This window comes from Blautia sp. HCN-1074 (assembly GCF_037890165.1).
GTDB lineage: Bacteria > Bacillota > Clostridia > Lachnospirales > Lachnospiraceae > Blautia_A.
In genome coordinates this window covers 164,437-178,591 of the sequence record NZ_JBBKBP010000003.1, presented here as the reverse complement: position 1 = coordinate 178,591, position 14,155 = coordinate 164,437, and the positions used below count along the sequence as shown (strand labels likewise).

Annotated in this window: 14 protein-coding genes; 11 read left to right on the top strand and 3 right to left on the bottom strand. The window is 42.5% G+C overall.

Annotation, left to right across the window (positions count from 1 at the left end):
- The first annotated feature begins 84 nt into the window (after positions 1–84).
- From cysK to WKT11_RS04645, 7 genes are all read left to right on the top strand, one after another.
- A complete protein-coding gene (cysK, locus tag WKT11_RS04675) occupies positions 85–1,014 on the top strand; it encodes a cysteine synthase A (protein ID WP_117674349.1) in 930 nt (309 codons plus the stop codon).
- Between the two features lie 158 nt (positions 1,015–1,172).
- Positions 1,173–2,255 carry a tRNA 2-thiouridine(34) synthase MnmA gene (gene mnmA / locus WKT11_RS04670; RefSeq protein ID WP_117674350.1) on the top strand — a complete coding sequence of 361 codons (1,083 nt, stop codon included), beginning with the start codon at positions 1,173–1,175 and terminating at the stop codon, positions 2,253–2,255.
- Positions 2,256–2,779: 524 nt separating this feature from the next.
- On the top strand, positions 2,780–4,093 hold the full coding sequence (locus WKT11_RS04665) for an O-acetylhomoserine aminocarboxypropyltransferase/cysteine synthase family protein (RefSeq protein ID WP_117674351.1): 1,314 nt from the start codon (positions 2,780–2,782) through the stop codon (positions 4,091–4,093).
- Between the two features lie 785 nt (positions 4,094–4,878).
- A complete protein-coding gene (locus tag WKT11_RS04660; RefSeq protein ID WP_117674352.1) occupies positions 4,879–5,733 on the top strand; it encodes a putative manganese transporter in 855 nt (284 codons plus the stop codon).
- Positions 5,734–5,741: 8 nt separating this feature from the next.
- Positions 5,742–6,170, top strand: a complete 429-nt coding sequence (locus WKT11_RS04655; RefSeq protein WP_117674353.1) for a Fur family transcriptional regulator — start codon at positions 5,742–5,744, stop codon at positions 6,168–6,170.
- A gap of 295 nt (positions 6,171–6,465) precedes the next feature.
- Entirely contained in the window at positions 6,466–7,191 is a 726-nt protein-coding gene (locus tag WKT11_RS04650; RefSeq protein ID WP_117674354.1) for an AzlC family ABC transporter permease, read from the top strand.
- A complete protein-coding gene (locus WKT11_RS04645) occupies positions 7,181–7,498 on the top strand; it encodes an AzlD domain-containing protein (protein WP_117674355.1) in 318 nt (105 codons plus the stop codon). The genes WKT11_RS04650 and WKT11_RS04645 overlap by 11 nt, the downstream gene beginning before the upstream one ends.
- Before the next feature lie 190 nt (positions 7,499–7,688).
- Here the strand turns inward: WKT11_RS04645 and dapF are convergent, their stop codons facing one another.
- Positions 7,689–8,540 (bottom strand): diaminopimelate epimerase, encoded by an 852-nt coding sequence (dapF, locus tag WKT11_RS04640; RefSeq protein WP_117674356.1) that lies wholly within the window; start codon positions 8,538–8,540, stop codon positions 7,689–7,691.
- A 302-nt stretch (positions 8,541–8,842) separates the two neighbouring features.
- Here dapF and WKT11_RS04635 point away from each other — a divergent pair, with 302 nt between their 5' ends.
- From WKT11_RS04635 to WKT11_RS04620, 4 genes are all read left to right on the top strand, one after another.
- Positions 8,843–9,631: a transporter substrate-binding domain-containing protein gene (locus WKT11_RS04635; RefSeq protein ID WP_117674357.1), complete on the top strand. Its 789-nt coding sequence runs from the start codon at positions 8,843–8,845 to the stop codon at positions 9,629–9,631.
- A 68-nt stretch (positions 9,632–9,699) separates the two neighbouring features.
- Positions 9,700–10,407, top strand: a complete 708-nt coding sequence (locus WKT11_RS04630; RefSeq protein ID WP_178761092.1) for an amino acid ABC transporter permease — start codon at positions 9,700–9,702, stop codon at positions 10,405–10,407.
- On the top strand, positions 10,397–11,137 hold the full coding sequence (locus WKT11_RS04625; RefSeq protein ID WP_117674358.1) for an amino acid ABC transporter ATP-binding protein: 741 nt from the start codon (positions 10,397–10,399) through the stop codon (positions 11,135–11,137). The genes WKT11_RS04630 and WKT11_RS04625 overlap by 11 nt, the downstream gene beginning before the upstream one ends.
- A 12-nt stretch (positions 11,138–11,149) precedes the next feature.
- The gene (locus tag WKT11_RS04620) at positions 11,150–12,100 is read left to right on the top strand and encodes a bile acid:sodium symporter family protein (RefSeq protein WP_117674359.1); all 951 of its coding nucleotides are present in this window, start codon (positions 11,150–11,152) and stop codon (positions 12,098–12,100) included.
- Between the two features lie 133 nt (positions 12,101–12,233).
- Here WKT11_RS04620 and WKT11_RS04615 read toward each other — a convergent pair whose 3' ends face one another.
- Entirely contained in the window at positions 12,234–12,695 is a 462-nt protein-coding gene (locus WKT11_RS04615) for a CBS domain-containing protein (protein WP_117674477.1), read from the bottom strand.
- 142 nt (positions 12,696–12,837) lie between these two features.
- Positions 12,838–13,845 carry an aspartate--ammonia ligase gene (asnA, locus tag WKT11_RS04610; protein ID WP_117674360.1) on the bottom strand — a complete coding sequence of 336 codons (1,008 nt, stop codon included), beginning with the start codon at positions 13,843–13,845 and terminating at the stop codon, positions 12,838–12,840.
- Positions 13,846–14,155: the final 310 nt, after the last annotated feature.

Below are 14,155 nucleotides of genomic sequence, written 5' to 3'. Positions count from 1 at the left end.
AATAGCGGCTTTATGGCATATTATGTATATAACATATAATTCATATATATTTACTATGAAATATAAAACAGGGAGGACGAACTCATGGGTAAAATTTATAAGAACGCAGCAGAACTGGTTGGAAATACACCTCTCCTTGAGGTTGGAAATATTGAGAAAGATCTTGGTCTGGAAGCTAAGGTTCTTGTTAAACTTGAGTACTTTAACCCGGCAGGAAGTGCTAAGGACCGTATCGCACTGAGCATGATCGAAGATGCAGAAGAGAAAGGTATTCTGAAACCTGGCGCAGTAATCATTGAGCCTACATCAGGAAACACAGGAATTGGTCTTGCCTCTCTTGCAGCAATCAAAGGATACAGAGTAATCCTTACCATGCCGGAGACAATGAGTGTTGAGAGAAGAAACATTCTGAAAGCATACGGTGCAGAGATTGTTTTAACAGACGGAACAAAAGGTATGAACGGTGCAATCGCGAAAGCAAATGAACTGGCAGCTGAATATGAGAACAGTTTCATACCGGGACAGTTCGAGAACCCGGCAAACCCGGCAATCCACAGAAAAACTACAGGACCGGAGATCTGGAGAGATACAGATGGACAGGTTGATATCTTTGTAGCAGGTGTTGGTACAGGCGGAACTATCACTGGTGTTGGTGAATATCTCAAATCCCAGAACCCAGATGTAAAAGTAGTAGCAGTAGAGCCTGCAACTTCTCCGGTACTTTCCCAGGGAAAGAGCGGCCCGCATAAGATTCAGGGTATCGGTGCAGGATTTGTTCCGAAAGCATTAAACACAGATGTATATAATGAAATTATTCCGGTAGAGAACGAAGATGCGTTTGCAACAGGCAAACTGATCGCTAAACATGAAGGAATCCTGGTTGGTATTTCCTCTGGTGCAGCTCTCTATGCAGCAATCGAACTGGCTAAGAGACCGGAGAACAAAGGAAAGACAATCGTAGCACTTCTTCCGGATTCCGGTGACCGTTACTATTCTACTCCATTATTTGTGTAAAATGTAAAAAGCCCTTTTTAGGGCTTTTTTTATTTTACATAAATGTGTTAGAATAAATATCAGGGGCAAAATACCTTTTGCCCCTGACATCTATAAATAAAATTATTATAAACAATAATATTCCGGGTAATCGGATCATAGAACAGGATGGAATAAAAATGAAAAAAGCAATTATCGCAATGAGCGGCGGAGTGGATAGCTCTGTGGCAGCTCTGCTGACAAAGGAATCGGGCGACGAGTGTATCGGTGCTACTATGAAATTGTATCACAATGAAGACATAGGAGTTAAGAGAGAAAATACCTGCTGTTCTCTGGATGACGTGGAGGATGCGAGAAGTGTCTGCTACAGAATGGGAATTAAATATTATGTCTTTAACTTTTCAGAGAGATTTAAAGAAGATGTCATGGATCGTTTTGTGGATGCGTACGAACATGGCTGCACGCCGAATCCATGTATCGACTGCAACCGCTATCTGAAATTTGACAAGATGTTACAGAGAATGCGTGAACTGGAGTACGATTATATCGTAACAGGTCATTATGCCCGCATAGAGTATGATGAGGAGAAAGGCCGTTATTTATTAAAGAAAGCGGTAGATGATACGAAAGACCAGAGTTACGTGCTGTACATGCTGACACAGGAGCAGCTGGCGCACATTTCCCTGCCGCTTGGCGGACTGCGCAAGACAGAAGTTCGTGAAATCGCAGAGAAGAATGGCTTTGTCAATGCCAGAAAGCATGACAGCCAGGATATCTGTTTCGTACCGGACGGTGATTATGCGAAGTTTATCGAACAGTACACCGGACGTAAATCAAAGCCGGGAGAATTCGTGGATACAGAGGGAAATGTTCTCGGTAAGCACAAAGGAATCATTCATTATACACTTGGACAGAGAAGAGGACTTGGTATTCCGGCTGCTTCCAGACTGTATGTATGTGAGATTTCACCTAAGCTGAATCAGGTAGTTCTTGGAAGTAACGAGGATCTTTTTCATTCGGAACTGACAGCTGCAAAGGTAAATCTGATTTCCTGCGAATCCCTGAAAGAGCCGATGAGGCTGAAAGCGAAGATCCGCTACCGTCATCCGGAGCAGGATGCAGTGGCATGGCAGACAGAGGATGGAGTTCTTCATGTGCGTTTCGACAAACCACAGAGAGCTATCACAAAAGGACAGGCAGTTGTTCTTTATGACGGAGATATCGTTGTCGGCGGCGGCGTGATCGAGAGCTGCATTAAATAAACAGGAAGTTGAAAATCAGGAGTGCAAGTGTACCGGCAAGATTGTTTCAAAAATCAACTTGTCGGTACACTTTTTTGTCTTATATTTGCGAATTGCTTTGCTTTGAAATGTTTTTGTAATCTGAATGATAGACATATAGTTATTAACTATTAAAAGCTATAAAATTCTAAGATAAGGTTATCAGGAAAAAACTTTCGTTTTCCTATTGACATACTAGGAATAGGGTGATAATATACAACTATGCTAAATCATATCAAACAGATATGAAATATGTAGAAAGAGAAGAGGCTTAGAAAATGAGAGTATTAAAAAGCCAGAATCGAATTTGTATAGAAGAGAAACGAATGTGTCTGTGTTGTTGATCTAAGAGAAGACAGAACATATTAAAATAGAAATCCTGAGAATTTTCCGGATATAAGAAGTTGAAGTTCCGGGATACATATCATAGAGTTATATGATCAGAGTGAATCTGATAATAAAGACCATAACGAATTATAATTATAGAGAAAGATGAGGACAAACACATGAGCAAGAAAATCGCAAGAAAAGACAGACATTTCAAATTTGAAACATTACAGCTTCACGTAGGGCAGGAAACCCCGGATCCGGTTACAGATGCAAGAGCAGTACCGATCTATCAGACATCCTCTTATGTATTCAGAAACTGTGATCACGCAGCAGCTCGTTTCGGACTTGCAGATGCAGGTAACATCTACGGACGTCTTACAAACCCGACAGAAGATGTATTTGAGAAGAGAATCGCAGCACTTGAAGGTGGTTCCGCAGCACTTGCTGTAGCATCCGGTGCAGCAGCTATCACATATACAATCGAGAACCTTGCACAGCAGGGTGACCACATCGTAGCAGCTAAGAATATCTACGGTGGAACAACAAACCTTCTGGAACATACACTTCCGGCTTACGGAATCAAGACAACATTTGTTGATGTATTCAACCTTGAAGAAGTAGAGAATGCAATCCAGGATAACACAAAGGCTGTTTATATCGAGACTCTTGGAAACCCGAACTCTGATGTAGTTGATATTGAAGTTATCGCAAAGATTGCTCATGCACATAAGATTCCGCTTGTTGTAGATAACACATTTGCAACACCTTACCTTGTAAGACCAATCGAATATGGTGCAGATATCGTTGTTCATTCCGCAACTAAATTCATCGGTGGACATGGAACAACAATCGGTGGTGTCATCGTAGAAGGTGGTAAATTTGACTGGGAAGCATCAGGTAAATTCGCATCTCTTACAGAGCCAAACCCAAGCTACCATGGTGTAAGCTTTACAAAAGCATGCGGACCTGCAGCATTTGTTACAAAGATCCGTGCAATCCTTCTTCGTGACACAGGTGCTACAATCTCTCCGGTAAGCTCTTTCATCTTCCTTCAGGGACTTGAGACACTGTCTCTTCGTGTAGAGCGTCATGTAGAGAACGCACTGAAAGTTGTTCAGTATCTGAACAATCACCCACAGGTAGAGAAAGTTCATCATCCATCTGTATCCACAGATCCAAGCCAGCAGGAACTTTACAAGAAATACTTCCCGAACGGCGGCGGTTCTATCTTTACATTTGAGATTAAAGGTGATGCACAGAAAGCAAAAGACTTCATTGATAACCTTGAACTGTTCTCACTGCTTGCCAATGTAGCTGATGTTAAATCTCTTGTTATCCATCCGGCTACAACAACACACAGCCAGTGCACAGAAGAAGAGCTTCTTGATCAGGGTATCAAACCAAACACAATCCGTCTTTCTATCGGTACAGAGAACGTTGACGATATTATTCAGGACCTTGACGAAGCATTCAAAGCTGTTGCTGAATAATGAATGGTTTGTAGCTGTTTAGCAGTCTGCTATCCCGCGAGGTACTGAACAGTTACGATGGTTTTTAACCGAATCAAGTAAGTCCCCTGCTTCAATTGCGAGGAGCAATAAGCAGTGGGTGGGACTTGCTTGTATCAGGAGGGGCTTGTACCCCTCCTGATAAACTGCGGAGCAGTTATTCTGTTATGAGCAAGTAGCGAAAGCGGATTGCGAATATCCGATTGACAAGTAAATAAGTAGTATTTTCGATTATCATTGCATATGCCTCCTTAATTATTGCAAGAATAGAATAACGTGATAAGAAGACCATTTTCCGGATTTTATCCTCCTATATCCGGAAGATGGTCTTTTTTATGTGATTCTATTCTTTAACCGAATCAAGCAAGTCCCCTGCGGAGGTTACGAAGAGCAATAAACAGTGGGTGGGGACTTGACAAATGATGAAAATACGATATAATACAAAAATGCAAACAAGTTGCAAATACAAACAGATTGCAAATACGAACAAGTTGCAAATATCACAACATTAATCAGATAGGAGAAGCTAGTGTGCCGACAAGTTGATTTCTTGAACAATCTTACGTCTAAATTTCTTATTTCCGCGTTGTCGTCGGTCGCCGTAGCCACCGCTACGCCTCTCTCCTCCGCCTTGAAATAAGAAAATTTATCCTGCAAGATTGCTTCAAGAATCAACTTGTCGGCACACTAGAAGATACGAGGCAGATAATTTGGATGTATCTGCGAAATTTCTATAGAAATAATTTTGTGTGATATCAGGAGGGTATATGTCAGAGATTATATTAGATTCAGCAATAGACAGTATTAAGCTGCTTCCATTCCTGTTTCTTACTTATTTATTCATGGAATGGCTGGAACATAAGACAGGTTCAGCGGCGCGCAACAGAATCCGCACAGCAGGGAAGCTTGGACCGGTATGGGGAGGGCTTCTGGGTGTAATTCCACAGTGTGGCTTCTCGGCTGCGGCATCCAGTCTTTTTTCAGGTCGTGTGATTACTGTGGGAACACTGATCGCAGTGTATCTGTCTACTTCAGATGAGATGCTTCCAATCATGATTTCTAATGCTGTGCCGGCTGTTACGATTGTGAAAATACTGGCCTGCAAGGCGGCAATTGGAATCTTTTCCGGTATGGTTGTGGAATATGTTTATACGCATATTTTGAAGAAGCAGGAAAAGGATATGGATATTCATGAGATCTGTGAGGAGGAGCGCTGTCATTGTGAGCATGGACTGCTTTCCTCAGCGGCATCCCACACATTGAAAGTTTTTGTATATATTTTCTTGATTTCTCTGGCTTTAAATATTATCATTGGACTGGCAGGAGAAGAAACACTGGCAGGATTTTTTACAGGGACACCGATCGTGGGTGAGATGATGGCGGCTCTTGTAGGTCTGATTCCGAACTGTGCTTCTTCTGTAGTGATTACTCAGTTATACCTGGATCACATTATCGGAGCGGGTGCGATGATGGCGGGACTTCTGGTGAATGCAGGAGTCGGACTTCTGATCCTGTTCCGTTTAAATCACGACAGAGCTCAGAATCTGAAAATTATCGGAACTCTTTACGGACTGGGTGTATTCTGGGGAATTATTATTGAATTTGCAGGAATCGTATTTTAGGAGGAATTATGGCGGGAAGCAGTTATGCGACGGCAAGCCGCAGGAAAATACTTGAATATCTGAAGAACAGCAATGATCATACGGTGACAGCAGCGGATGTGGACGAATATCTCAAACAGCATGACAGCGAGGTAAATATCACAACGATTTACCGTTACCTGGATAAACTTGCGAAGGATGGCACAGTGATTAAATACGTGGCTGAGAAAGGATGTCAGGCGGCCTATCAGTATGTAGAACCGGGACGTGGATGCGAACAGCACCTGCATCTGAAATGTGTGAAATGTGGAAAGATTATTCATCTGGAATGTCATTTTATGGAGGAGATTTCTCATCATATCGAAGAAAGTCATGGATTTACATTGCAGTGTAAGAATTCTATTCTGTACGGAATATGTAAAGAATGTAAACCTGGCGATCACGAAAACGCCGAGTAGGTAAAGCGTATGCTATTATTCAATATATTAAAAGTTTGTTTTTAACCGAATCAGGTAAGTCACCTGCTTCAATTGCGAAGAGCGATAAGCAGTGGGGGTTATGGATAAAGATTGAAGGTTGACTGTTTTTATCAGATGATGTAAACTTGTGAAATGAGCATTTTCAAGATATTATAAAGCCCGGAGGCCGAAGATGTGTCCTCCGGGTTATCTGCGTTTTGTATATGACATTTCAGGATATATGCAAAAAGATGATAAAAGGTCTGGCGTAAAACTATGACAGGAGGAGAGCAATATGAGAAGTGAAAGCTTCAGAAAGGGTTTAAAAGACGGTCTCCCCATAGGACTGGGATATTTTGCCGTATCATTTACGTTTGGTATGATGGCGGTTGCTGACGGGCTGAGTATCTGGCAGGCGGTATTGATTTCATTGACAAATGTAACATCCGCGGGGCAGTTTGCGGGACTTGACATTATGGTAATGAGTGGCTCTTATTGGGAAATGGCGCTGACACAGTTGATCATTAACCTGAGATATTGTCTGATGTCGTTTTCCCTTGCACAGAAATTCAGAAGGGATGAATCACCGGTTCATCGTTATATTGCGGCATTTGGCGTGACAGATGAAATTTTTGGAATCAGTGCAAGTCAGCCGGGAAAAGTAAGCGCCTTTTACAATTATGGAGCAATGTGTGTAGCAATTCCTGGCTGGGTACTTGGAACGCTGGCAGGTGCGATTTCAGGAAATCTTCTTCCGGACTTTATGATGAGTGCACTCAGTGTGGCCATTTATGGAATGTTCCTTGCAATCATTATTCCACCTGCGAAGCAGAATAAAGCAGTGCTGGCAGTTGTTGTGGCTGCGATGGTGATGAGCACACTGTTTAAAGTGATTCCGCTGTTATCAAAGGTTTCCTCGGGATTTGTAATTATTATCACAACGTTGATCGTGGCAGGCGCGGCGGCATATTTCTGTCCGATCGAGGGAGAGAAAGAGGAGGAAAAGGCTCATGAATCATAACATTTATATTTATATTCTGGTAATGGCGGCAGTTACATATCTGATCCGTATGCTTCCTCTGGCACTTTCGAGAAAAGAAATTACCAGTCCGTTTATTAAGTCATTTCTGTATTACGTGCCTTATGCGTGTCTGGCAGCGATGACTTTCCCGGCAATTCTTTTTGCAACAGATAGTGTGATTTCTGCGGCAGCTGGATTTATTGTGGCGCTGATTGCGGCATATAAAGAGAGAAGCCTCCTTACGGTTGCGTTATTCGCATGCGCGGCGGTCTTTATTGTGGAAAGAGTTCTGGAATTTTCGATGTAGATGTGGATAATCCGAATCAACTTTAGTATGAGCTATCAGCAAAGTTGATGTTACTTATTTGATTCGGTTAAAAAACGGATATGTGTCATGTGAATGGAATATGACACATATCCGTTTTTTGTGAAAGTCCTAAACAGTAATATGAACGTGTCATGTCTGTGTAGGACGTATGGATAAATAGAAAACCATATTATTTCAGGAAGCTTACATCAATCTCACCATCAAAAACAGTAGTTGCAGGACCGGTCATGTAAACCAGGTTCTCCTGTCTGTTCCAGAAAATCTGCAGGTCGCCGCCGAGCAGTTTCACAGTAACAGATTTGTCTCCATCTACGTGACCATTTAAAATAGAAGCAACAGCAACTGCACATGCTCCTGTACCGCAGGCAAGTGTTTCACCTGAACCACGTTCCCATACACGCATCTTGAGTGTGTGTTCATCAATCACTTCTACAAACTCTGTATTTACACGATCCGGGAATGCTACGTGATTTTCGAAAGATGGACCGATTTTTTCGATATCAAGATGGTCGATATCCGCCATATAGACGATCGCATGAGGATTTCCCATGGAAACAGCTGTTATGTAATAAGTTTCTCCGTCTACGACAAGCGGCTCATTGATAACTTCTTCCTTCTCGGATACGACAGGAATCTGTTTTGCTGTCAGGATCGGAGAACCCATATTTACTTTTACCAGAGATACTTTACCATCTTTGACAGTGAGATCCAGATATTTGATGCCGCTCTTGGTTGCGACAGAGATATGTTTTTTGTTTACGATGCCGTAGTCATAAGCATATTTGGCAACGCAGCGGATACCGTTTCCACACATAGCGCCCTGAGAACCATCCAGATTGTACATGTCCATCTCACAGTCGGCTACATCTGACGGTTTGATCAGAATCAGTCCGTCAGAACCGATACCAAAGTGGCGGTCACTGACATATCTGGCTACCGCGGATGGATTCTCCACAGTTTCCTCAAAACAGTTTACATATACATAATCATTTCCAATTCCGTGCATTTTAGTAAATTTCATCGACAAATCCTCCTCTTATTTAAAATAAAATGATAATTATTTATACACCTCTTATTTTCCAATATCTGTTACTATAAAGGAAAAACGTTATGAAAAAGTGAAAAACGCAATGATTCTAACGAAATCATATTATACATTATATGGAAAATGGTTCTGTCATTCAAGTTTTACCTTGCATTTTATAGAAAGTATGTTAAAATAAAAAACAAAAATATACAACCGAAACGCATAATTATACGTTGCTGTATGAAGAGAGAAGGCAGCAGCAGTATCTATACTTTCGGATGCGAGGAGGAAGAAAGATGAAAGATCAGAAGAGATTTGCAACTCTTGCACTTAGTGCGATTATGGTAGTTTCTATGGCAGGAAGCGTATCCGCAGCTCAGAAAGTTGAATCAAAAGATGACCTTGCAGGAGCAACAATCGGTGTTCAGCTTGGTACAACAGGTGACCTTGATGCATCTGATTATGAGAAAGACGGTTCTACAGTAGAACGTTACAGCAAAGGAAGCGAAGCTGTTCAGGCATTAAAAGCAGGTCAGATTGACTGTGTGATCATTGATTCACAGCCAGCTCAGAAATTCGTAGAGAATAATGATGACCTTAAGATCCTGGATGAGCCATTTGAAGAAGAAGAATACGCAATCTGCTTAAAGAAGGGTAATGACGAACTTCTTGACAAGATCAACGGAGCTCTGAAAGAACTCAAAGATGATGGAACTATCGACAGCATCATGGATAATTACATTGGTGAGGATGCCGGTAAGACTCCATATGAATCACCGGAAGATGTTGACCGTTCTAACGGAACACTGGTAATGGCTACTAACGCTGAGTTCGAGCCATATGAATATCACGAAGGTGATGACATTGTTGGTATTGATGCAGACATTGCTCAGGCGGTCTGCGATAAACTTGGATATGAACTGAAGATTGAAGATATGGAATTCGACTCCATCCTTCCGGCAGTACAGTCCGGTAAGGCTGACTTCGGTGTAGCAGGTATGACTGTAACAGAAGACCGTAAATCCAGCGTTGATTTTACAGATACATATGCAGATGCAAGCCAGGTTATCATTGTAAAGAAATAAATATTGGAACAAAGCAACAGAGCTGTTGACGATCTGCCAACAGCTCTCTTTTCGGGACAGAGGTTTTTATGAATAATCCTATGATATTAGCAAGTATAAAAGAAGATTTTTATCTGAACTTTATTAAAGATGATCGTTATCTCTGGCTGGTAGATGGTCTGAAAACAACCCTTATTATCACAGTGTTTGCGGTAATCGTGGGTCTGATCATCGGCTTTCTGGTAGCTATCATCCGTTCCGCACATGATAAGTCAGGCTCTTTTAAGATTCTCAATGCAATCTGCAGAGTTTATCTGACTGTGATCCGCGGAACACCAACCATGATCCAGCTGCTGATTATGAACTTTGTAATTTTTGGCTCTGTAAGTATCAATAAGATTATCGTAGGCGGACTTGCCTTTGGTATCAACTCTGGTGCTTATGTAGCTGAAATTGTCCGTTCCGGTATCATGTCTATTGATCAGGGACAGACAGAGGCAGGACGAAGCCTGGGACTGAATTTCAGCCAGACGATGCGCCTGATCATTATCCCACAGGCATTTAAGAATGTACTTCCGGCACTGGTAAATGAATTTATCGTGCTGATTAAAGAGACATCTATCATCGGTTACATCGGTATGATGGACCTGACAAAGGGTGCTATGCTGATTCAGAGCCGTACCTATAATGCGTTCTGGCCATTGATGGCGGCAGCAGCGATCTATCTTGTGATTGTTGGAATCCTTACATGGGGTATGAATAAACTGGAAAGGAGATTGAGAACCAGTGAGCGATAAGAATGTACTGATCCAGGTGAAAGAACTGAAAAAAGCTTTTGGCAGTAATCAGGTTCTTGACGGAATTACAACAGATATCTGTCAGGGAGAAGTAGTAGCGATCATCGGTCCTTCCGGTTCCGGTAAATCTACTTTCCTGAGATCTTTAAATCTTCTGGAGGTTCCGACAGGCGGACAGATTCTCTTTGAGGGAACAGATATCACAGATCCGAAGGTCGATATCAACAGACACCGTCAGAAAATCGGAATGGTGTTCCAGCAGTTTAATCTTTTTCCGCATAAAACGGTAAAACAGAACATTATGCTGGCGCCGGTAGAACTGAAACTGATGACAAAGGAAGAAGCGTCTAAGAAAGCGGATGAGCTTCTGACGCGTGTAGGACTTCCGGACAAAGCCAATGCATATCCGGATATGCTTTCCGGTGGACAGAAGCAGCGTATTGCTATTGCCCGTTCTCTGGCTATGAACCCGGATGTAATGCTCTTTGACGAGCCGACTTCCGCACTCGACCCTGAGATGGTTGGTGAGGTTCTGGAGCTGATGAAGGAGCTTGCACAGTCCGGTATGACCATGGTTGTTGTTACTCATGAGATGGGATTTGCCAGAGAAGTAGCGACAAGAGTTATTTTCATCGACGATGGTAAGATTCAGGAGGAGAACACACCGAAAGAATTCTTCGAGAATCCGAAGAATCAGAGACTGAGAGACTTCCTTTCAAAAGTTTTATAACAGGGAATTATAATGCTGAAAAAATTTAACAGTTTTATAGAGAAATGGATGGCACTGGTAACACCGACATGCCTGTTGGTGGGCGTGTGTTTTCCTGATATTGCCAAATGCGGTCTGCCTTATGTGCCGGCCGTATTTGCATTTATAACATTTGCGGGGGCGCTGAAATCGCGTTTCCGTGACGTGGCGAATGTGTTTCGCCATCCGGGGGCGCTGCTTATCATTATGCTTTTGCTTCATGTTGTGATACCGGCAGCGGCCTGTGGCGCAGGGCATATTTTCTTTGGCGATAATATGGATCTGATCACAGGAATGGTGCTGGAATTTGCAGTTCCTACGGCAGTAGTAAGCCTGATGTGGGTGACAATTTATGAGGGAAACAGCCCGTTATCGTTGTCACTTGTGGTTCTGGATACGGTGCTGGCACCGTTTCTGATTCCGGCTACTTTGCGGATTCTGCTGGGTTCCGCAGTGACGATGGATCCGGCGAAAATGATGCGGGAGCTGGTATTTATGGTGGCACTTCCGGCTATCGCTGCGATGACTTTGAACCAGGTTACAGATGGAAAAGTGATGAAGACATGGCCGGGAAAACTGGCACCTTTTTCCAAGCTGGCATTGATGTTTGTGGTGACCTCTAATTCATCTAAAGTGGCGCCGTATATCAGGAATATGAATATGCAGAGGGTGAAAGTGGCATTGGCAATTCTGGTGCTGGCTGCATCAGGATATGCGCTTGGCTGGCTGGTGGCTCATGTGTTCAGACGTGACCGAAGTACAGCGGTTTCGATGATGTATGGAACAGGAATGAGAAATATCAGCGCAGGAGCAGTGATAGCGGCTGCATATTTTCCGGGAGAGGTGATGTTTCCAGTTATGATCGGGACGTTGTTTCAGCAGGTGCTGGCGGCATTGTTTGGAAAGCTGCTGGCACAGAAGAGTATGAGAACTGCTATAGAGTGAGTTGCATTCGTACTATGTAAAACAGGGACTGTAAGCAGAAATTGATATAAAATATCAATCAGCTTACAGTCCCTGTTTATATTATCAGCATTGGAATATGTTTTTTGCGAAAGAAGAGACAGGTATCTGCTTCTCAATTCTCAGGAGAATCAATCTGCGATTCAGTCTTCTCTGCATTTGAAGCCGCTACATATTTCTTAAGTTCTTTGTAGCAATATTTGATGATTTCTTTACGGGTAATGATACCGATAAAGTATCCCTGATCATCGACAACCGGAACATAATTCTGGTTAATGGCCTTATCAAGCAGATCCTCCATATCGGAGTCTGCGTGAACTGCTTTGTAGGTTGCCCTGCGTGGGATAGCCATGATTGAAATGCCCTCGGCTGTTTTCAGATTTGGGACATTTAAAGTTTTCATCCCCCAGAGCAGATCACCTTCAGAAATGGTTCCTTTATATTTTCCATCCAGACTCAGAAGTGGAATACAAGAGAACTTCCTGTGCTCCATTTTCTCAAGTGTCTGGCGGAGTGTTTCATCTTCAAATATATATGCTACGTCGCTTTTTGGTGTTAAGAAAAACAAAATATTCACTTGTGTATTTACCCCGCTACATTCATTGCGATATGCGCAGATATATCTGGGCATATGTGATTATCTGATATAGATATACTGACGAATCAATATCTGAAATTGTCGGTCAGCATGCTTATGCTTCGGATGATACAGCTATTTCTTACAGAAGCTGTACACCCTTGGCCTCAGCCTCTTTCATAACTTCTTCCGGCCACAGGGAAGCGTGTACTTCACCGATATGAGCTTTTCTGAGGAAGAACATGCAGATACGGGACTGGCCGATACCACCACCGATGGTGTATGGGAGTTCTTTGTTCAGGATTGCTTTCTGGAAAGGAAGCTCGCGTCTGTCGTCGCAGCCTGCGATAGTCAGCTGTTTGTCAAGGGCGTTTTCATCAACACGGATACCCATGGAAGAGAGTTCCAGTGCGATGTCAAGAACCGGATAATAAACGAGGATATCACCGTTTAATTCCCAGTCATCATAGTCCGGCGCACGTCCGTCGTGGCGTTCTCCGTTAGTTAATGTCTTACCAACCTGCATAAGGAATACAGCGCCTTTTTCTTTAACGACTTTGTATTCACGTTCCTTAGGGGTAAGATCCGGATACATGTCAACCAGTTCCTGTGTGCTGACAAATGCGATCTCTCTTGGAAGGATTTCTTCGATATAATCATACTGAACAGCCATATATTTCTCTGTTTTACGAAGAACGCTGTAGATCGCGCGTACTGTGGATACAAGTGTGTCCATGTTGCGCTCTTCTTTGCTGATGATCTTTTCCCAGTCCCACTGGTCTACATATACAGAGTGGATGTTATCCAGGTCTTCGTCTCTTCTGATGGCGATCATGTCTGTGTAAAGACCTTCACCATGAGCGAAACCATATTTCTGTAATGCGTATCTTTTCCATTTGGCAAGAGAGTGTACGATCTCGGCATTCTCTTTCTGTCCTTTGATATCAAAGCTTACCGGGCGTTCTACACCGTTTAAGTTGTCGTTCAGACCGGATGACGGATTTACGAATACCGGAGCGGAAACTCGCAGCAGATTGAGCTTCTGGGAGAGCGTCTGCTGGAAGAAATCTTTCACAGTCTTAATGGCAATCTGGGTATCGTGGAGATTTAAAGCTGACTGATACCCGTCAGGAATTTTAATCTGATCCATTATTGGAATCCTCCTACAATTCTGTATTTGCATATTCCATAGCAAAACAATAAAATATTATAGATATTCTACATTATTTTATTGTTCAGCTATTGATGAATATCCATTAACCATTTGTTACAGATTACTAAGTGAATGGCAACAATCCTGTTACGGTTCATTCAGTTCTCAGTAACACAATCTTTCACTTCGCTATTATAACAGGAAAATATCTGTTTGACAATTTCCACCTTGCAAGATTAGTGTAAAATGTTACAATAAAAATGACAGAAAATCGGATTATGAAACGGACTACGGATAATTATAGAAT